The 18,291-nt window shown below is 70.8% G+C and carries 15 protein-coding genes; 10 read left to right on the top strand and 5 right to left on the bottom strand.

All coding sequences use genetic code 11. From position 1 onward, the window contains the following. Positions 1-8 precede the first annotated feature (8 nt). Positions 9-473, bottom strand: coding sequence for a flavin reductase family protein (locus QMO76_RS25605; protein ID WP_306363908.1), 465 nt, complete (start codon positions 471-473; stop codon positions 9-11). 199 nt (positions 474-672) lie between these two features. Next, entirely contained in the window at positions 673-1,146 is a 474-nt protein-coding gene (locus tag QMO76_RS25600) for a YbaK/EbsC family protein (RefSeq protein ID WP_306363864.1), read from the bottom strand. A 135-nt stretch (positions 1,147-1,281) separates the two neighbouring features. Here QMO76_RS25600 and QMO76_RS25595 point away from each other — a divergent pair, with 135 nt between their 5' ends. Continuing rightward, positions 1,282-2,103 (top strand): crotonase/enoyl-CoA hydratase family protein, encoded by an 822-nt coding sequence (locus QMO76_RS25595; protein ID WP_306363863.1) that lies wholly within the window; start codon positions 1,282-1,284, stop codon positions 2,101-2,103. A gap of 95 nt (positions 2,104-2,198) precedes the next feature. Here QMO76_RS25595 and ppa read toward each other — a convergent pair whose 3' ends face one another. Further along, positions 2,199-2,690, bottom strand: coding sequence for an inorganic diphosphatase (ppa, locus tag QMO76_RS25590; protein ID WP_029925158.1), 492 nt, complete (start codon positions 2,688-2,690; stop codon positions 2,199-2,201). 151 nt (positions 2,691-2,841) lie between these two features. Between ppa and dacB the strand changes: the two genes are divergently transcribed. The 5 genes from dacB to QMO76_RS25565 all read left to right on the top strand — a co-directional run bounded on the left by dacB (position 2,842) and on the right by QMO76_RS25565 (position 8,504). Beyond that, complete coding sequence (gene dacB / locus QMO76_RS25585) at positions 2,842-4,302, top strand: D-alanyl-D-alanine carboxypeptidase/D-alanyl-D-alanine-endopeptidase (RefSeq protein WP_306363862.1); 1,461 nt, start codon at positions 2,842-2,844, stop codon at positions 4,300-4,302. A 13-nt stretch (positions 4,303-4,315) separates the two neighbouring features. After that, entirely contained in the window at positions 4,316-5,461 is a 1,146-nt protein-coding gene (locus tag QMO76_RS25580; RefSeq protein WP_306363861.1) for a zinc-dependent metalloprotease, read from the top strand. A gap of 187 nt (positions 5,462-5,648) precedes the next feature. Next, positions 5,649-6,635 carry a tRNA lysidine(34) synthetase TilS gene (gene tilS / locus QMO76_RS25575; protein ID WP_306363860.1) on the top strand — a complete coding sequence of 329 codons (987 nt, stop codon included), beginning with the start codon at positions 5,649-5,651 and terminating at the stop codon, positions 6,633-6,635. A 36-nt stretch (positions 6,636-6,671) separates the two neighbouring features. Next, entirely contained in the window at positions 6,672-7,229 is a 558-nt protein-coding gene (hpt, locus tag QMO76_RS25570; protein ID WP_306363859.1) for a hypoxanthine phosphoribosyltransferase, read from the top strand. A gap of 381 nt (positions 7,230-7,610) precedes the next feature. Then, complete coding sequence (locus tag QMO76_RS25565; RefSeq protein WP_306363858.1) at positions 7,611-8,504, top strand: LysR substrate-binding domain-containing protein; 894 nt, start codon at positions 7,611-7,613, stop codon at positions 8,502-8,504. A gap of 230 nt (positions 8,505-8,734) precedes the next feature. Here the strand turns inward: QMO76_RS25565 and QMO76_RS25560 are convergent, their stop codons facing one another. Continuing rightward, a complete protein-coding gene (locus QMO76_RS25560) occupies positions 8,735-10,048 on the bottom strand; it encodes an amidase (RefSeq protein ID WP_306363907.1) in 1,314 nt (437 codons plus the stop codon). A 1,054-nt stretch (positions 10,049-11,102) separates the two neighbouring features. Between QMO76_RS25560 and QMO76_RS25555 the strand changes: the two genes are divergently transcribed. Genes QMO76_RS25555 through QMO76_RS25540 form a run of 4 tightly spaced genes read left to right on the top strand, consistent with a single transcriptional unit; the run spans position 11,103 to position 17,382 of the window. After that, positions 11,103-13,826: a protein kinase gene (locus QMO76_RS25555; RefSeq protein WP_306363857.1), complete on the top strand. Its 2,724-nt coding sequence runs from the start codon at positions 11,103-11,105 to the stop codon at positions 13,824-13,826. A gap of 2 nt (positions 13,827-13,828) precedes the next feature. Further along, positions 13,829-16,171, top strand: a complete 2,343-nt coding sequence (locus QMO76_RS25550; protein WP_306363856.1) for a protein kinase — start codon at positions 13,829-13,831, stop codon at positions 16,169-16,171. A gap of 20 nt (positions 16,172-16,191) precedes the next feature. Further along, complete coding sequence (locus QMO76_RS25545) at positions 16,192-16,695, top strand: cyclase family protein (RefSeq protein WP_306363855.1); 504 nt, start codon at positions 16,192-16,194, stop codon at positions 16,693-16,695. Positions 16,696-16,704: 9 nt separating this feature from the next. Next, complete coding sequence (locus tag QMO76_RS25540; RefSeq protein ID WP_306363854.1) at positions 16,705-17,382, top strand: nucleoside/nucleotide kinase family protein; 678 nt, start codon at positions 16,705-16,707, stop codon at positions 17,380-17,382. Here QMO76_RS25540 and QMO76_RS25535 read toward each other — a convergent pair. Further along, positions 17,367-18,254 (bottom strand): PfkB family carbohydrate kinase, encoded by an 888-nt coding sequence (locus QMO76_RS25535; protein ID WP_306363853.1) that lies wholly within the window; start codon positions 18,252-18,254, stop codon positions 17,367-17,369. The two genes, QMO76_RS25540 and QMO76_RS25535, sit on opposite strands and share 16 nt — an antisense overlap. Positions 18,255-18,291: the final 37 nt, after the last annotated feature.

Here is an 18,291-nt window from a genome sequence, read left to right as displayed (position 1 = left end):
TACCGACGTCAGCGCAGCGGTTCGGGGCGGTGGTAGGTGCCGTTGTAGTAGAGCAGCGGAGCGGCGCTGGGTTCTTCCTCGGCGTCGTCGTGGACGCGGGTGACCAGGCCGACGACCAGGGTGTGGTCGCCGATGGGGATGAGGCGGTGGATGGCGGCGCGGACCCAGATGGGGGTGCCGTGCAGGACCGGTTCGCCGGTGTCGAGGGTGGTCCACAGGGAGCGGTCGGTGAAGCGCTGGGCGGCGGCGCGGCTGAAGCGCTGGGCGATGTGGCGCTGGTGTTCGCCGAGGAAGTGCACGACCACGGATTCGGCGTGCAGCAGGGCGTCGATGCTGGACGAGGTCTCGGCGATATTGAAGGTGATCAGCGGCGGGTCGAGCGATACGGAGGCGAACGAGGTAGCGGTGAAGCCGACCGGTCCGTTGTCGGACATGAGCGTGACGACCGTGACGCCCGCCGGATAGTGGCGCATGGCGGCGCGGTACTGATGAGCTGCGATACCGCTCAGATCATCGGGGACCCGTAGCTCGGATGGAGAATCGGTCACATAGGCAAGGTACGCCCCGAGCGGCCGAGGTATTCCGGTTGCGCTCGAGTCGAGTGGAAGCCGCGCCGGAGACCGGCGGTGCCCGGCACCGGCCGAACCGAGCCCGATCGCGGGACGGCCGACCTCAGTCGACGTCGATGGCCAGCCCGGCCGTAATCCGCACCAGCTCTCCGAATGTGGTGCGGAACAGCGTATTCGGATGCCCGCCCGCCGCCCACAGCTCCGGATGCCCGGCCAGCGCATTGTCGATGTAGGTGGGCAGATTGATGGGATGGCCGACCGGGGCCACCCCGCCGATCGGCTGGCCGGTGACCTCCCGCACCATCGGCGCGGGAGCCCGGGTCAGCGTGCCCTCCAGCCGCTTGCCGGTGCGATCCAGCCGCACCTGGTGCGCGCCGGAGACCAGCAGCAGCACCGGATCCTCGTCGAGCAGGAACACCAGCGATTTGGTGATGGCCCCCACCGGCACGCCGAGCGACGCGGCGGCGGCCTGCGCGGTGTGGGTGGGTTCGGACCGGGTGATGATCACGCCGTGATGGCCGCGCGCGATCAGCGTGTCGGAGACCTTGGCAGCGACGGGCGGTAAGGACCTGCGCATGGCACCAGGGTAGAGCGGTTGCGGTGAATGTGCTCCGGGATCGGAATCGGTGTGGAAACCGGTGCGGCGCATCGGATTCGGTCCCGCCCCAGCGCTGCTCTGTCGGCTCGCCCCAGCCCCCGATACGCTGGGCGAATGACTGAATGGAAGGCTTTCACAGTCGAGAGCAAGGACCGGGTGGCCCAGGTCACCCTGACCGGCCCCGGCAAGGGCAATGCCATGGGACCGGATTTCTGGCGCGAACTGCCGCTGATCTTCGGCGAGCTGGACGCCGATCCGGAGGTGCGGGCCATCGTTCTCACCGGTTCCGGCAAGCACTTCTCCTACGGCTTGGACCTGCCCGCCATGAGCCCGCTGTTCGGTCCCCTGCTCGGCGATCGCGCGTTGGCCGCACCGCGCACCAACTTCATGAGGCACATCCGCGAGATGCAGGCGGCGGTGACCGCGGTCGCCGACTGCCGCACGCCGGTCATCGCCGCCATCTCCGGCTGGTGCATCGGCGGCGGACTGGATCTCATCGCCGCCGTGGATGTGCGGCTGGCCAGCGCCGAGGCCAAGTTCAGCCTGCGCGAGGCCAAGGTCGCCATCGTCGCGGACATCGGCTCGCTGCACCGCCTGCCCGGCATCATCGGTGAGGGCCACGTGCGCGAGCTGGCCCTTACCGGCAAGGACATCGATGCCGCCCGCGCCGAGAAGATCGGCCTGGTCAACGACGTGTACCCGGATCAGGACGCGGTGCTGGAGGCCGCGCACGCCATGGCCCGCGAGATCGCCGCCAATCCGCCGCTGGTGGTGCAGGGCATCAAGGATGTGCTGGATCAGCCCAAGGCGGGCCGCGTGGCCGACGGCCTGCGCTACGTCTCCGCCTGGAACGCCGCCTTCCTGCCCTCGGAGGACCTCACCGAGGCCATCCAGTCGGTGTTCGAGAAGCGCGAGCCGGAATTCCGGGGCAGGTGATCTCGGCCGGGAAGGCCGACATCCGACACGCGAAGCGGGTGGCACGGAATACCGTGCCACCCGCTTCGTCATGTCGGCGACGCCGAACCGGGACCTCAGTGGCCGCCCTGCTCCTTCAGCCGGGCGTACGCCTCGGTCACCAGCGACTCGGCCTTCTCGCGGCCCTCCCAGCCCTCGACCTTGACCCACTTGCCGGGCTCCAGGTCCTTGTAGCGCTCGAAGAAGTGCGCGATCTCCTTGCGCTGGAACTCCGGGATGTCCTCGACGTCCTGGATGTGATCCCAGCGCTTGTCACCGGCGGGCACCGCCACGACCTTCTCGTCGCCGCCCGCCTCATCGCTCATGAGCAGCACGCCGACCGGACGGGCCTCGACGATGACGCCCGGGAACACCGGTTCGGGCAGCAGCACCATGCAATCGAGCGGATCGCCGTCGGAGCCGAGGGTGTCCTCGATGAAGCCGTAGTCGGCCGGGTACATCATCGGGGTGTACAGGTAGCGGTCCAGCTTCACGCGGCCGGTCTTGTGATCGACCTCGTACTTGTTCCGCTGACCCCGGGGGATCTCGATGGTGACGTCGAACTCCACGTCATCTCCTCTTTTCTGGTGCCTATGGCTGCCGACTCGCCAGCTCGCTCGAAGGAACGACTGCGCAACGAGGATAGTGTGGTGCGCGAGCGTGTGGGTGCGGCAGGGACGCCGGACGATCCCACCACTGGTACCAGGGAGACAGCGGCACGTGGTCGGTGCGGACAAGAAGAACATCGGTGGATTGGCCGCCAAGCGGCGTCGCAGAAACTGGATCATCGTGGCATCCGTGCTGGTCATGGTGCTGGTCGCGGTGACCTCGGTGGCATTGATCCTGAAGCCGTGGACCGAGGAGTTCCGGCACGGGGGCTTGACCGTCGCCGCCGCGCCCGCCCCGGCCACGGTGTCGCCGCGGGTGACGCCCGCCCCCGCCGATGCTCCCGCGCCCTCCAAGGCCGGTGTGGCGGCGGCGCTGGCCCCGGTGGTGCACAACCCCGATCTGGGCGTGTTCGCCGCGGTGGTCTCCGACGGCGATACCGGTGAGGTGCTGTTCAGCCTGGATCCGGACAAGCCGCAGATCCCGGCCTCCAATGCCAAGATCCTGCTGGCCGCCGCCGCGCTGCTGGCGCTGCCGCTGGATCAGCGCGTGACCACCGAAGTGGTCACCGGGGCCGCGCCGAACGAATTGATCCTGGTGGGCGGCGGCGATCCGACGCTGACCGCGCAGCCGGACGGCAAGGGCTACTACAAGGACGGCCCGAAGCTGTCGGATCTGGTGGCGCAGATCAAGACGTCCGGGCGGACGCCGGACACCATCGTGGTGGACACCTCCCGCTACACCGGGCCGAGCATGGCCCCGGGGTGGCTGACCGAGGACATCGCGGGCGGCTCCATCGCGCCCATCGATCCGGTCATGATCGACGGCGGCCGGCTGGACCCGCTGCGCGCGTACTCACCGCGCACCCACACCCCCGCGCTGGACGCCGGGCGGCGGCTGGCCGTGGAACTGGGCCTGGATCCGGCCCGGGTGCGGTTGGGTGCCGCGCCCGCCGGGGCGACGCGGGTGGCGGCCGTGCAGTCCGCGCCGCTGCGCGACCGGCTGCACGACATGATGGTCGACTCCGACGACGTGCTGGCCGAGACGATCGCCCGCGAGATCGCCGCCGCCGCCGGCGCGGAACAGTCCTTTACGGGTGCGGTGACCGGAATCACCACCACCCTGCGGGCGGCCGGATTCGACCTGACCGGTGTCACCCTGGCCGACGGGGGGAGCGGACTGTCGATCGACGACCGCATTCCGGCGAGTGTGCTGGACCGTGTCATCACCGTCGCGACCCTGCCGGACAGCGCTGGGAGCCAAGGCGGTTCGGCCGTGCGGGGGGCCGCCTCGGTCACCGCCTCGCCGCTGTCGGCGCTGCTGGACTACCTGCCCGTGGCCGGTGCGACGGGAACGCTCTCCGACCGCTACACGGTGCGCGATCGCGCCGGCGCGGGCTGGGTACGTGCCAAAACCGGAACTCTGGACGTGGCAAGCTCGTTGGTGGGGTATGTGCTGGATCGCGATGGGCGCGTACTCACCTTCGCGTTGATGTCGAACGAGCGGCTGCCGGGAGCGAGCCGCCCCGCGTTGGACGCCATCGCGGCGACACTGCGTAATTGTGGATGCTCCTGACGGGTGGATGACTATGACCGGACCCGAACACCATTCGGCCGACGCCGCCAACCCGGGTACCGGTGAGTCCCGTGCCCAACTGGTGATCGACCCCGAGACCGGGGAACTGAGCCGCAGAACCAAACCCGGGCTGACCGGTGCCGTGGACTGGCAGCTGGCCGCCCGCACCGGAGCCCTGTTGGTCCCGGCCGGGCCGCGGACCACGCTGTACTCGGCGGAGCAGGCGGTGGCCGAATTGGCCGACGCCTCCGTGCGCGCCGAAGCGCCCGTGCGCGAGGTGAGCCGATTGCAGGACGGTTCCGTGGTGCCCGCGGCGCGGGTCGTGGACCGGCCCGGCTGGATTCACGCCGCCGCCGCCTCCATGGCGGCGCTCACCGGCAACGAGCCCGGCGCGGACGACCGCGGGCGTTTCGTCGGCAAGCCCGCCGGGGTGCAGGCGGGGGCCATGCTGGCCTTCCTCTCCACGGCGATTCTGGGACAGTACGACCCGTTCAGCGGACCGAACGGCACGCTGCTGCTGGTCGCGCCGAACATCATGGGCGTCGAGCGGGCGCTCGGCGTCCCGGCCAGCGACTTCCGGCTGTGGGTGTGCCTGCACGAGGTGACGCACCGGGTGCAGTTCTCCTCCGCGCCCTGGCTGGCCGACTACATGAAGCGCAATGTGGAACTGCTCGGCGAGGTCGGCGACGAACCCCTCGCCGATGTGCTGGCCCGGCTGGTGGAGGCGGTGAAGGAACGCCGCCGCGGTGTCGAGGACCCGTCGGCCAGCGGTGTCATCGGCCTGCTGCGCGCCACCCAGGCCGCGCCGCAGCGTGCGGCGCTGGACCGGCTGCTCATGCTCGGCACCCTGCTCGAGGGCCACGCCGACCATGTCATGGACGCCGTCGGGCCCGCCGTGGTGCCCTCGGTGACCCACATCCGCTCGGCCTTCGACCAGCGTCGCCGCCGCCCCGGCAATCCGATCCAGCGGCTGCTGCGCGCCCTGCTCGGCATGGACGCCAAGGTGGCGCAGTACGTGCGCGGCAAGAAGTTCGTGGACGAGGTGGTCGGCATCGTCGGCATCGACGAGTTCAACGCCATCTGGACCGACGGCGAGACCCTGCCGCGCACCGACGAGATCGGCGAACCGCGCCGCTGGGTGGACCGGGTACTGGGCTGACAGCTCGTCCGCCGCTCCGCGACTTCAGCGCGGCTGCGAGCCGTGGACCGCCGTGTTCGCGTGCCTGCGTCGCGCACCGGTCCGATTTTGTGCCTACCCGACGCGAGCTGCGGAGATGGGTGGGCGCAACCGTTCCTAGTGAAGCACCCGAGTCTCGGCAGGTGGGGTGGCGTGCAACGATCAGGGCATGAATCGTCCCCGGCTGCCCGAGACGTCGGCGGCGCTGGAAATGCGCCGGGCGGTGCGGGATTGGCTGGGGGAGTACGCGCCCGAGGGTGTGGTCGCGGTCGGATTGTCGGGCGGGGCGGATTCGCTGGCCCTGACCGCGGCGGCGGTGGCGGAGGCCGACGTCGTCGACGCGTTGGTCGTGGATCACGGTTTGCAGGAGGGGTCGGCGCGGGTGGCGGCGGAGGCGGCGGCCGTGGCGATGCGGCTCGGGTGCCGGTCGGCTCGGGTGCTGACGGTCGAGGTGTCCGGCGGCGGGGGGATGGAGGCGGCGGCGCGCCGGGCCCGGTACGCCGCGCTGGACGAGGCCCGGGGCACGACCCCGGTACTGCTCGGGCACACCCTCGACGACCAGGCCGAAACCGTGCTGCTCGGGTTGGCGCGCGGGTCGGGGACGCGGTCGATCCAGGGCATGGCGGCCTTCGCCGAGCCGTGGGGGCGGCCGCTGCTGGGGGTGCGACGGGAGGTCACCCGGCGGCTGTGCGCGGAGCTCGGGCTGACCCCGCACGAGGATCCGCACAACAGTTCTCCGGAGTTCACCCGGGTGCGGCTGCGCGCCGAGGTGCTGCCGCTGCTGGAGGAGGTGCTCGGCGGCGGCGTGGCGGCGGCACTGGCGAGAACAGCGGCTCAGCTTCGTGAGGACGGGACCGCGCTGGACGCTATAGCCGAGAAGTTGCTGGACTCCGCTCGCAATGGTGAGGGCTTGTCGGTCGAGACGCTCGCCACTGCCCCGCCCGCCCTGCGGCGGCGGGCCATCCGGGCGTGGTTGCTCGCCGGTGGCGCGAAAGCGTTGACCGACAAGCATTTACGGGCGGTCGATGCGCTGGTCACGGATTGGCGCGGGCAGGGCGCGGTGGCGGTCGGCGGCGGAGGCGGCGGGACCAGGTTGGTTGCCGGGCGCGAGCATGGCAGGCTGATACTGAGCTTGGCCGAATACGAGCCCAGGTGATTCGGGATCCACATCACTGAAGGGAAACCAGCGCACGTGTACGGGGATGACATCGCGTCGGTGCTGATCAGCGAGGAAGAGATCGCGGCCAAGATCGACGAACTGGCCGATCTCGTAGCCAAGCGTTATCCGGCCGGCGCCCCGGAGGGCGATCTGCTGTTGGTGGGCGTGCTCAAGGGTGCGATCTTCTTCATGACCGACCTCGCCAAGAAACTTTCCGTACCCACCCAGATGGAGTTCATGGCCGTCTCGTCCTACGGTTCCTCGACCTCGTCCTCGGGCGTCGTGCGGATCATGAAGGACCTGGACAAGGACATCGCCGGGCGCAACGTGCTGATCGTCGAGGACATCATCGACTCCGGCCTCACCCTGTCCTGGCTGCTGCGCAACCTCTCCAGCCGCAATCCCGCCTCGCTCGAGGTGGTGACGCTGCTGCGCAAGCCCGATGCGCTGCGCACCCAGGTGGACGTCATGCACGTGGGCTTCGACATTCCGAACGAGTTCGTGGTCGGCTACGGCCTGGACTATGCCGAGCGCTACCGCGATCTGCCCTATATCGGCACCCTGCATCCGAAGGTGTACGGCGGAGCCTGAGCCGGATCTCCCTCGCCTGCGAGGTCTGTCCGAATTGGTTCAGGCGGGCGGTTTTTCGCCTACTGTGAGGAAAATCACCGACTCTCTTCAGTGGCCGGTCGACCTGGGCGAGCCGGTTGTTGCTGCCGCGCGCGGGCGGTTCCGTGTCGTCCGCTCGCCGGTGGGGCGTGGTCTGAATTACTGCTGGTCGATTGACCTTATAGATCTTGGTCGGCCGACCACTTCGGGAGTCGCCGGGCGTTCGCGGAGGCGGTTACCGCGCGGTTCGGCGCGCGACATATGCTGTCTGTAACAAACCTGATGGCTGTTTTCGTCGTGGATTTCAAACTCTGGGGTTGAATACGGCTGGAAATCCAAGACCGATTCTGATAGCAAGGGGCTATGGACCCGCATTTGCGCGACCTGCGGTATTTCGTCGCTGTCGCTGAGGAACTGCACTTCACCAACGCCGCCCAGCGGCTGCACATCGCGCAGCCCACCCTGTCACGGCAGATCCGTCAGCTCGAACGCCAGCTCGATGTGGTCCTGTTCGACCGCAACCAGCGCAGCGTCGCCCTGACCGTGGCGGGCAAGGAACTGCTCGAGGGCGCCCGCAAGATCCTCGAACTCTGGGAGGTCACCAACGTGGCCCTCCAGGAGGCGGGCGAGGTGCTGCGCGTCGGCATCCAGTCCTCCATCGGACGCGGACTGATCACCGACCTGGAGTCCGCCAGCGGCCACCGGCTGGCCCTGCACTCGGCCTCCTGGACCGACCCCTCCAGCGGCCTCGCCGGCCGCCAGGCCGATCTGGCGCTCATGTGGCTGCCCGTGCCCGACACCGCCCGCTACCGCTGGCAGGTGCTGCGCACCGAGCCGCGCTGGGTGCTGCTCCCGGAGAACCACGCCCTCGCCAATCGCGAGACCATCGACTTCGCCGATCTGCTCGACGAGCCGTTCATCGCCATGCCCGCCGAAGCCGGTGCCGCCCGCGAATTCTGGCTCGGCGCGGACGCCCGCGGCGGCCGCCAGGCCCGCATCGGAGCGGAGGCCGCCACCGCCGAGGAGCGGCTCGAAGCCGTCAGCCTCGGACTGGGCGTCTGCCTGCTCGCCGAGAACAACGTCCCCATGTACCGCTGGCCCGGCCTCACCGCCCGCCCGGTCAACGGCCTGGCCCCGTGCGAACTCGCGGTGGCCTGGCGCGCCGACGACGACCGCCCCACCATCCTCGAATTCGCCACCCGTGTCCTCGAGGGCGGGTTCCATGTCCGCCTCCCCGCGACTTCATCGCCCAGCTGAGAGCCGTAGACGGTTGAGCACGCGTGCCTGCGTCCGACGGCGCGCCGATTTCGGGCGTGCCCGACGAGTTACCCCGAACGTCACCAGATCAGTGGTCTTGTCTCGATCGTGAGTTCGGGGCGGTGCGGCGGCAGCGGATCGGAGGCACTGCCGCCGGATGGACGCGTGTGCTTTCCAGTGGTGCGACGCGGATTCGCTCAGTAGCTGGAATCCGACCCGCTGTGTAGGAGTCAGCGGGCCGTGCGACGCCAGGGGTGGGCCGATTCGAGCTGTCCCGCCAGACGGAGCAGGGTGGCCTCGCTGCCCGGTTGGCCGATCAGCTGCGCGGCCACCGGGGTGCCGGTGCGCGGGTGGATGCCCATGGGGATGCTGAGCGCGGGCCAGCCCACCAGGTTCCACAGCGGCGTGAACGGCGAATAGCGCACATTGGCAACGACATTGGCCAGCCACGGGAGTCGGTGCCAGCGGCGGGCGCGCGGAGGCGCGGTCGCCAGGGTCGGGGTGATCACCACGTCGTAGCGCTCGAAGTGGTCGAGCAGCCGGGCCTCGATGCGGTCCACCTGGGCGGGGCGCAGCAGGCCCGAACGCAGTGCCAGCCGGCCCAATGCGACGTGGGTGCGGGTGCGCGGTTGCAGGCGGTCCGGATGCGCGACCGACGCGGCCTCGCGGGCGGCATTGGCCAGCCAGCGCAGCATCAGCGCGAAAGTAGCGCCCTGGTAGGGCAATTCCGCCGATTCGACGTGGTGGCCCGCCGCCGCGGCGGCGGAGGCGGCCTTGCGGGCGGCGGCGTCCCAGTGCCGGTCCACGCGGCCCAGCGGCAGCGGTGCGGCGGTGGCCAGGCCGATGCGCAGCGACTGCGGCGGCTCCAGGTCGGCCAGATCAGGACGGTCGGCGAGCACCGAGAGCATGAGCGCGGCATCGGCGACAGTCGTTGCCAGCACGCCGTTCTCGGTCATCCCGCCCCACGAGTCCACGCCGATCTCGGCGGGCACCAGCCCGCGTCCCGGCTTGACACCCACCACGCCGCAGCAGGCCGCCGGAATCCGGACCGAACCGAGTCCGTCGTTGCCGTGCGCGACGGCCACCATGCCGGACCCCACCGCGGCCCCCGACCCGCCGGACGAACCGCCCGAACTGAACTTGGGGTTCCAGGGATTGCACGTGACACCCGCGGGCGAATCGGTGGCACCCCACAGACCGAACTCCGGAACAGCGGTGAGGCCGACGACCACCGCGCCGGCCGACCGTAGTCGCCGCACCACCGGATGATCCGCCTCGGCCACCCGATCCCCGCCCGCCAGCGACCCGGCGCGGGTCACCTCGCCGGCGACATCGACATTGTTCTTCACCGCGACCGGAACCCCCGCCAGCGGCAGCACGTCCAGATCCGGCCGCTCGGTCACCGAACGCGCCTCTGCCCGCGCCGCCTCTGCCCGAACCATGCTGAACGCGTTCATATTCCGATCCCGGGCGTGAATCCGCGCCAGCGCCTCGTCCACGAGTTGCAACGGCGACAACACCCCGTCCCGCACCGCCGCGGCCATCGCACCCGCGGTGCTGGTGTCGACCCGTGCCGTGCCGGGCGTACTCGTACTCGTACTCGTACTCGTCGCGGCCGCTGTCGTGCTCGCGTCTGTCTGGTTCGCGTCCGTCCGGTCCGCGTCCGTTTGGTTCGCGTCCGCCTTCCGGGTGGCGTCGGCACGAGCCGCCTCGGCGTCACCGCGGTCATCGCGCGAAGTCCCGGCCCCACCGCCCTGGGTTCGGGCGGCGTGGGAGCCTGTTCCCGCCGTGCTCGGCTCGTCCTCCGTGCGCATCGTGCCGGTCGCCGTCGTTGCGTGCGCGTGGGTGGTACCTGCGTCGGCGGCGGTGTTCTCCGATGTGTCGCCCGCGTCGGCGGTCGCTTCCGTCGTGTCGGCGGTGGTCGCCGCCTCGCCGAGCACGGCGGTCGTACCTGTGCCGCCGGTGCTTTCCGGGCTCGGCGCGGCAGCCTCCGGCGGCTCGCTCTCGTCGATGGCTTCGTGGTCGGAGTCGGTCGCGGTCGGTGCGGTCGAGAGCAGTGGGCCGACGGCGGTCTCGCCGCCAGGCGGAATCCGGTCGTCGGGAGGATTCGTGTCGTGTGGGTGAGCGGGTTCGGCCGATCGGTCCGGCACCGCGTCCGAGGCGGGGTGGTCGGCTTCGTCCGCCGGGTTGTTCGCGGCCACGGGTTTCTCCTGACCGGGCGTGGCGGGGGACGGCGGGGCGGACCGGTTCGGCGTGGTGTGCTCGGTGGTCGCCGGGGTGGTGGGATCCGGGGCCGGGGCGGGGTCGCGCCCGGGGGTGGGTGCTTGCCGGTGGGTCGGGGTGGCATCCGGCCGGTCGGAATCGGTTTCCACAGGTGAGATGCCGTCCGCTAGTGCGGTGCCCTCGTTGTACATGCTGGTGTTCCCCCGTCGCCTGGTCGTCGAAATCGGGTGATCCGCTGTGCAGCCGCAAGTTATCATTTCCGGCAGTTGCTCGGGGGATGATGGTGTCGGGTGTGGCGGATTCTATCCGCCGCTCCCACCAACCGACCAGTGCGGATTCGAACGGGTGTCCGTGCCGAGCCAGGCAGGTGCGGGTATGACTTCTGATTCCGATCACCGTTCCGGCCAGCGTACGGCCGGAACGGAATTCACGGCCGTCGCCGCCTTCGCCGCGGCCTGGGACGCGGCCGCCGAGCCCCCGCGGATCACCGACTTCCTCCCGGACGCCGCCACCCTGCGCCGCGGGGCCCTGGTCGAGCTGATCCGGGTCGATATGCGGCACCGCTGGCTGCGCCGCCCCGGCGCCGATATTCGCCGGCACCTCCGCAAGCGGCTGACCGAATACTGTTCCGACTTCCCCGAACTCACCCCCCGCGACCTGCCCGCGGGCCTGGTCTACGAGGAGTTCGTCATCCGCCGCCACAGCGGTGAGCGCATCGACCCCCAGGACTGCCTGCGCGAATACCCCCACCAGGCGACCGAGCTGCGCAAGCTGCTCAATGCCGACGACGAGGACCAGAGCACCCGCCGCTCGGCCTTCGAGGACTCCCGCCGCACCGCCGCCGACCCGGAAGCCACCGCCGCCGATCCGGAAGCCACCGCCGCCGATCCGGAAGCCACCGCCGCCGATCCGGAAGCCACCGCCGCCGATCCGGATACGACCGCCGCCGATATGGGGACAACCGCCGCCGCCCCCGATCCGACCGCCGCCCATCCGACCGCCGCGCCCACCTCGGCAGCGCCGCACGGCGGCACCGGTCGGGGGCGACCGGGAAGTGGGCTGGACGAGTCGACGCGCGCCGGTGTCGATCTCGGCGAGAGCACCCGCCGCCCGGACGAGACGACCCGCCCGCCGGACGCGACCGGTCTATTCGGTTTCGACGACGCGACCCGCACCACCGCGCACGGCACGAGCACGCAGTTCGATCCGGCCGCCGCCCCCGATACCGGGGATTTGCTCGACCGCATCGAGATCGGCCAGCGCATCGACGAGTTCGATCTGCTGACCGGGCTCGGATCGGGCGCGTTCGCGCGGGTGTTCCTGGCCCGGCAGCGCTCCCTGCAACGACTGGTGGCGGTGAAGATCTCCGCCGACCACGGCACCGAACCGCAGACCCTGGCCCAGCTGGACCACGACTACATCGTGCGGGTCTTCGACCAGCGCCTGATGTCGGGTCTGATGACCGAGTCGGGCCGTCGGCTGCGGCTGCTGTACATGCAGTTCCTCCCCGGCGGCACCCTGCTGGGCGTGCTGCGCTGGGTGCGCGCCACCCCGCCCGCCGAACGCTCCGGCCGACTGCTGCTCGACGCCGTCGACGCCGCCATGGAGGAGAAGGGCGAGATCCGCCCGACCGACTCCAGTGTGCGCGCCGAGATCGCCGAGCTGAGCTGGCCGGAGACGGTGGCGTGGCTGGGCCGCAGGCTCGCCGAGGCGCTCGACTACGCCGACAGCCACGGTGTCCTGCACCGGGACGTGAAGCCCGCCAATGTGCTGCTCACCGCCGAGGCGGTGCCGAAGCTGGCCGATTTCAACATCAGCTTCAGCCGCAATCTGGACGGCGCGAGCCCGGTCTCCTACTTCGGCGGCTCGCTGTCCTACATGTCGCCCGAACAGCTCGAGGCGTGCCATCCGGGCCGCGCCCGCAGCGCCGCCGACCTGGACACCCGCGCCGACATCTTCTCGCTGGGAGTGGTGCTGTGGGAACTGCTCACCGGCGCGAAGCCGTTCGACGACAGCACCGCCGGTCCGGACGACCACGGCGACCGCACCACCCTGGAGGCCATGCTGGACCGCAGGCGCGGCGGCGTGGAGCCGGCCGCGCTGGAACGGGTGCCGCCCGACTGCCCGGCCGCGCTGCGCCGCGTCCTGCTCACCTGCCTCGCCCCCGACCGCGAGCAGCGCTGGAGCAGCGGCAGCGTGCTCGCCAAACAGCTCGACATGTGCCTGGACGAACGGGCCCGCGACCTGGTGGACCCGCCGCCGCACAGTTGGCGGCTGCGGCTGCGCTCCTGGCGCATCCTGGTGATCACGCTGGCCATCGGCATCCCGAATGTGCTTGCCTCGCTGTACAACATCGGCCACAACGACATGCTGATCGTGAGCCGCCTGACCGCCGACGCCCAACGCACCTTCACCCTGGTCACCGCCACCGTGAACGGGCTGTTCTATCCGATCGGCATCGTGGTCGTCTGCTATCTGGGCCGCCACGTGATCACCGTGCCGCACGGGCTCAAACGCGGCCGGACCTTCGACGCCGACACCCTGCGAGCGGCCCGCAAGGACGTGCTGCTGTTGGGCGAGCGCGCCTCCTTCGTGGTGTTCACGCTGTGGGTGCTGGCGGGCATCACCTTCCCGATCTCGCTGCGCCTGGCCACCGGTGAGATTCCCGCGCACGGCATGGTGCACTTCCTGGTGTCGCTGGTGGTGTGCGGGGCGATCGCGGTCGCGTACCCGTTCTTCCTGGTCACCTTCTACCTGGTGCGCTGCATCTACCCGATGTTCCTGCGCCACGGCGACATCAGCGCCGACGACGCGGTGTGGCTGCACCGGCTGGGCCGCCGCTGCACCGGGTATCTGGCGGTGGCCGCCTCGGTGCCGCTGCTGGCGGTGGCGGGGGTGACCTTCCTGCCGCCCGCCGACATCCCGGAGATCATTGTCGCCGTGCGGGTGCTGTGCGTCGGCGGGATCGTCGCGTTCGTCGGGGTGTACTGGCTGTTCCGGGCCCTGGAGGCGGATCTGCGCGCCCTGGAGCGGGTGGTCGACCCGGACCGGAGCATGTACGCCGACCAGTCGCCCGCGCGGGCCGCGGCGGGAACGTGACCGTGGACGATCTCCATGCGGAGGCAGTGGCCCGGTTCGCCGCCGACTGGGAGGCCGCGCTGCGCGGCGGCTGCCCCGAACCCCCACCGCTGCACCGCTACGTGCCCGACGGCACCGAGGTGCGCCTGGCCGTGCTGGCGGATCTGGTGCGCATCGACATGCGGCAGCGTTGGCGGCGGACCGGGGCGGGCAAGCGAATCGCCGAGTACGGCACCGAATTTCCCGAGGTGGCCGACAGCCCGCATTTCGTGGAGCTGGTGTGCGAGGAGTACCTGGTGCGCCGCCGCTACCGGCAGGTGGACCTGGAGACCTTCAGCGCCGAGTATCCGGACCTGGCCGGTGAGATCCGGGCGCGGCTGGCCGACCGGAGCGCCCAGGCCCCGCCGAATCTCCCGGCGCACATCGACATCGGGCATCGCCTGGACGATTTCGATCTGCTCACCGATCTCGGCGGCGGCGAGCGCAGCCGGGTGTTCCTGGCCCGCCAGCTGTCCATGCAGCGCCTGGTCGCCGTCCGGGTCGACGCCGAGGCGGACGGCGATGCAGCGACCGTCGCCCGCCTGGACCACCAGTACATCGTCCGGGTGTTCGACGAGCGTCGCCTCCAAGACGGCGGAAAACCGTTGCGGCTGTTGTACATGCAGTACCTGCCGGGCGGCACCGTGGCGGATCTGCGCGCGCGGCTGCGCCGGAACGGGGCCGGGCATCGGCCCGCGGGCGGAGCCGAACTGCTGCGCTCGGTGGACGCCGTCATGGAGGCCAGGGGCGAGATCCGGCCCGCCGACTCCAGCGTGCGCACCGAGCTGGCCGCCCTCAGCTGGCCGGAAACCGTTGCGTGGGTGGGCCGTCGGCTCGCGGTGGCGCTAGACTACGCCGACCGGCACGGGGTGCTGCACCACGACATCCGGCCCGGCAATGTGCTGTTCACCGCCGAGGGCGTGCCGAAACTGGCCGATTTCGGACTGGCGTCTCGATACGACGACGTCGTCGATCCCGCTGGGGAGGCGGTGGGAGACATCGACCGGCTGCGCTACCACGCGCCGGAATACCTGGCCACGCTGCTGGATCCGGCGGCTCCGATGCCCGATACCCGCGCGGACATCTACGCGCTCGGGCTGCTGCTCTGGGAAATGCTCACCGGCACAACGCCATTCACTGACCCTGACCTCGAGGAGCGGCCGCCGTCGCCCGAGTCGCGGTCCGGGGGGCGTCCGCGGTCGTCGCTCCGGCCACCGTCGCCGGAGGACAAGCGCGCCGCTCCACCGCGTCTCATCGGCGGGGCGGATGTCGACGGCGACGCGCACACTCCCACGCCCTCCGGTTCGGACCGTTCGCGCCTGCTCGCCGCCATGCTGCGCCAGCGGCGGGCGGGGGTGCCGTCCGCCGCGCTCGACACCCTGCCCGCAGAGACTCCCGCGACCCTGCGCCGGGTGCTGCTGGAGTGTCTGCACCCCGATCCGGACCGGCGTTGGCGCAGCGGCGCGGAACTGGCGGGGCAGCTCGATCTGACCCTGGACGCCCGCGCCCGCGATCTCGTCGATCCGCCGCCCACCAGCCTGCGCCACCGGGCGCGCGGCTGGGCGCTGCCCATCGCCGCGCTCTGCGTGGGCGTGCCGAACGCGCTTGCCAGCGTGTACAACATCCGGCTCAATCAGCGGCTCATCGTGGACCGCCTCGCCGAGGCCGACCAGCAGCGGTTCGAGACGGTGGCGCTGGTGAACAACGTCATCGCCTTCCCACTGGCCGCCCTGCTGCTGATCTGGCTGTGCCGCCGCCCGCTCACCGTCCCGTTCCGGCTGGCGCGCGGGCACGAGTACAGCGCAGCCGAACTCGCCCGCGCCCGTGCGGACACGCTGAGCGTCGGCGACCGCGCGGTGCTGGTGCCCTTCGCCATGTGGCTGCTCGCCGGCATCATCTGGCCGCTGGCCCTGGCCGGATCGGGGGTACCGCTGTCGCCCGGCCAGTTCGCGCACTTCTTCGCCGCGCAGGTGGTGTGCGCGACCATCGCGCTGGCGTACCCGTTCTTCCTGATCACGCTGTTCGCGGTGCGGTCGCTGTATCCGCGGCTGCTGGTGCGCGGGGGCATCGGTCCCACCGACGGGGCGCAGCTGTGGGCGCTGGCGCGGCGCAGCAATGTCTATCTGGCGGCGGCCGCCTCGGTGCCGCTGCTGGGGGCCGCCAGCGCCACCTTCGTGCCCGCCACCGATCTGGAAACGGTGATCGTCCAGGTCCGCTGGCTCAGTGTCGGTGGCATCCTGGCGTTCGTGATCACCTACTGGCTGTTCCGGCTCCTGGAAGCGGATCTGCGCGCCCTGGTGCGCGCCATCCCGCGAGGCGTGCGGTGAGGCCGCCGTTCGGTCGGCTCGTGAACCTCTCCCACGTGCACGACCCGGCCCGTACCCCGCTGTTCCCGGGCGATCCGGCCTTCACCGTCGAGACCGTGGTTACCGTGGCCACGGACGGGTACCTGCTGCGCTACGTCCGGCAGGCCGAGCACACCGGAACCCATTGGGGCGCACCCGTCCACTTCGATCCGGAGGGGCTCGCCGCCGACGAACTCGATACCGCGGATCTGCTGCTGCCCGCCGTGAAGATCGATGTCCGGGAGCGCTGCGCCGCCGACCGTGACTACGCCGTCGGCGTCGGCGATCTCATGGTGTGGGAGAAGCGGCACGGCCGCATTCCCGACCAGGCCGCCGTGATCGCCTGGACCGGAAAACTGCTCTATCGCGAACACCGCATCAGTCTCGAATGCCTCGCCAATCTGTCCGAATTGCCGACCACCGGCGCGTGGGTGCTGGCGGGCGGACCGATTTATCGCGGCGGGTCGGGCGCGCCCGCAACGATTTTCGGCATCCTGCCGCAGTAGGGTGCTGGGATGGCCCGCACCGGCGTCGAAACGTCCCTGGCGGAGCTCGCGGTGCGGGTGGCCGCCAGCGTGGACCGCCGGGCCGACCGGCGGTTCGTCCTCGGTATCGCCGGACCGCCGGGGGCCGGGAAATCGACCCTGGCGCGCGGCGTCCGCGACGAGCTGAACGGCTACGCCGCCGGCCGCATCGCCGAGGTCGCGCCCATGGACGGCTTCCATTTCAGCAATGCCCGGCTGCGCGCCGACGGCAAGCTGGCGTGCAAGGGCGAACCCGACACCTTCGACGTCGACGGCTATGTGACCCTGTTGCGTACCGTGCGGGAAACACCGCCGGGGCGGGCGATAGCGTGGCCCACCTATTCGCGGGAACTGCACGAACCGGTACCCGGCGGGGTGGTGTTCGACGAACAGCGGATCGTCGTCACCGAGGGGAACTACCTGCTGCTGGACTCCGGCGCGTGGGCGGCGGTGCGGCCGCTGCTCGACCAGAGCTGGTATCTGTACGTGCCGCGCCCGATCATCGAAAAGCGGTTGGTGCGCCGCCATATTCGCGGCGGTCGCAGTGCGGCGGACGCGAAGCGCAAAGTGCAGCACAGCGATCTGGTCAACGCGCGGCTGGTGGAGCGCACCCGATCGACCGCCGATCTGGTGCTGCGCAAGTCCGGGCGCGGCTATCGCGTGGACTGAGCGGGCAGGTGGCGCAGCCATTCCCGCGTGCCCGGATACCGGCAGGACAGGGTCGCGATATCGGCGGCGCGGCGCAGCGCGGTGACGAAATCCGGTTCCACGGAAAGGAAATGGCAGAACGCGCCATGCAGGATGTCGCCCGCGCCGAGCGTGTCCACGGCCCGCCCGGTGCGCACCGGAACCTCCCCGCGGCCAGCGACGGTGGCATAGCGGATGGGCCGCTCCCCGCGTGATATCGCGACCGCTCGCGGGCCCAGGGCCACCAGCCGATCCAGCACCGCGTCGGTGCCGGGCGCGGTATCCGGCGGGGCGAACGCCGCCGAGCAGATGGCGATGTCCACCAGCGGCAGCAGATCGTGGTGGATATCGCGCCAGCGCCCCGCGTCCAGCACGACGGGTATGCCGTGCCGCCGGGCCGCCGCGGCGGTGTGCAGGGCGAGTTCCGGATAGTGGCCGTCCACGAGCACCACGGCCGCCTCGGCCCAGTGCGCCGCGTCCGGCGCGGGCAGCGGGTCGCGCTGCTCCGAACCGTCCATGGACACGATCGTGCGGCTGCCCGCACCCGCGGCGACCACGATCGACGACACCGGCGGGCGCTGCGTCCGCCCCGGGGCGGTGTCCACCACCGCCACCCGGTGCGCCCGCAGATCCTCGCGGATCGGCTCGGCCAGCACATGTTTCCCCAGAGCGGTGATCAGATTCGGGGTCCGCCCCGAGAGCCCGGCGTAGGCCACCGCCGCATTGGCCGCCGGACCGCCCGCGCCCAGGAACATGCCGTCGGCCCGCACCTTGGTGTCCTCCTCCGGATACCGCTGCACGGCATAGGCGATATCCAGCGTGGCCAGGCCGACGAAGACCGCACCGCTACCCATGTGCCCGACCCTACCCACGGCATACCGGAACGGGCCG

It is taken from the genome of Nocardia sp. CC227C (assembly GCF_030767025.1).
Taxonomy (GTDB): domain Bacteria; phylum Actinomycetota; class Actinomycetes; order Mycobacteriales; family Mycobacteriaceae; genus Nocardia.
Note: the sequence above shows the minus strand (reverse complement) of the source record. Positions and strands in the feature narration are given on the sequence as shown.

What these genes read in the sequence shown, in the direction of transcription:
- QMO76_RS25540 (WP_306363854.1), top strand. Translation starts at nt 16,705, where the DNA reads ATGGCCCGCACCGGCGTCGAAACGTCCCTGGCGGAGCTCGCGGTGCGG.
- tilS (WP_306363860.1), top strand. Translation starts at nt 5,649, where the DNA reads ATGAATCGTCCCCGGCTGCCCGAGACGTCGGCGGCGCTGGAAATGCGC.
- QMO76_RS25535 (WP_306363853.1), bottom strand. Translation starts at nt 18,254, where the DNA reads ATGGGTAGCGGTGCGGTCTTCGTCGGCCTGGCCACGCTGGATATCGCC.
- QMO76_RS25600 (WP_306363864.1), bottom strand. Translation starts at nt 1,146, where the DNA reads ATGCGCAGGTCCTTACCGCCCGTCGCTGCCAAGGTCTCCGACACGCTG.
- QMO76_RS25605 (WP_306363908.1), bottom strand. Translation starts at nt 473, where the DNA reads ATGCGCCACTATCCGGCGGGCGTCACGGTCGTCACGCTCATGTCCGAC.
- QMO76_RS25595 (WP_306363863.1), top strand. Translation starts at nt 1,282, where the DNA reads ATGACTGAATGGAAGGCTTTCACAGTCGAGAGCAAGGACCGGGTGGCC.
- QMO76_RS25580 (WP_306363861.1), top strand. Translation starts at nt 4,316, where the DNA reads ATGACCGGACCCGAACACCATTCGGCCGACGCCGCCAACCCGGGTACC.
- QMO76_RS25555 (WP_306363857.1), top strand. Translation starts at nt 11,103, where the DNA reads ATGACTTCTGATTCCGATCACCGTTCCGGCCAGCGTACGGCCGGAACG.
- QMO76_RS25560 (WP_306363907.1), bottom strand. Translation starts at nt 10,048, where the DNA reads ATGGCCGCGGCGGTGCGGGACGGGGTGTTGTCGCCGTTGCAACTCGTG.
- QMO76_RS25565 (WP_306363858.1), top strand. Translation starts at nt 7,611, where the DNA reads ATGGACCCGCATTTGCGCGACCTGCGGTATTTCGTCGCTGTCGCTGAG.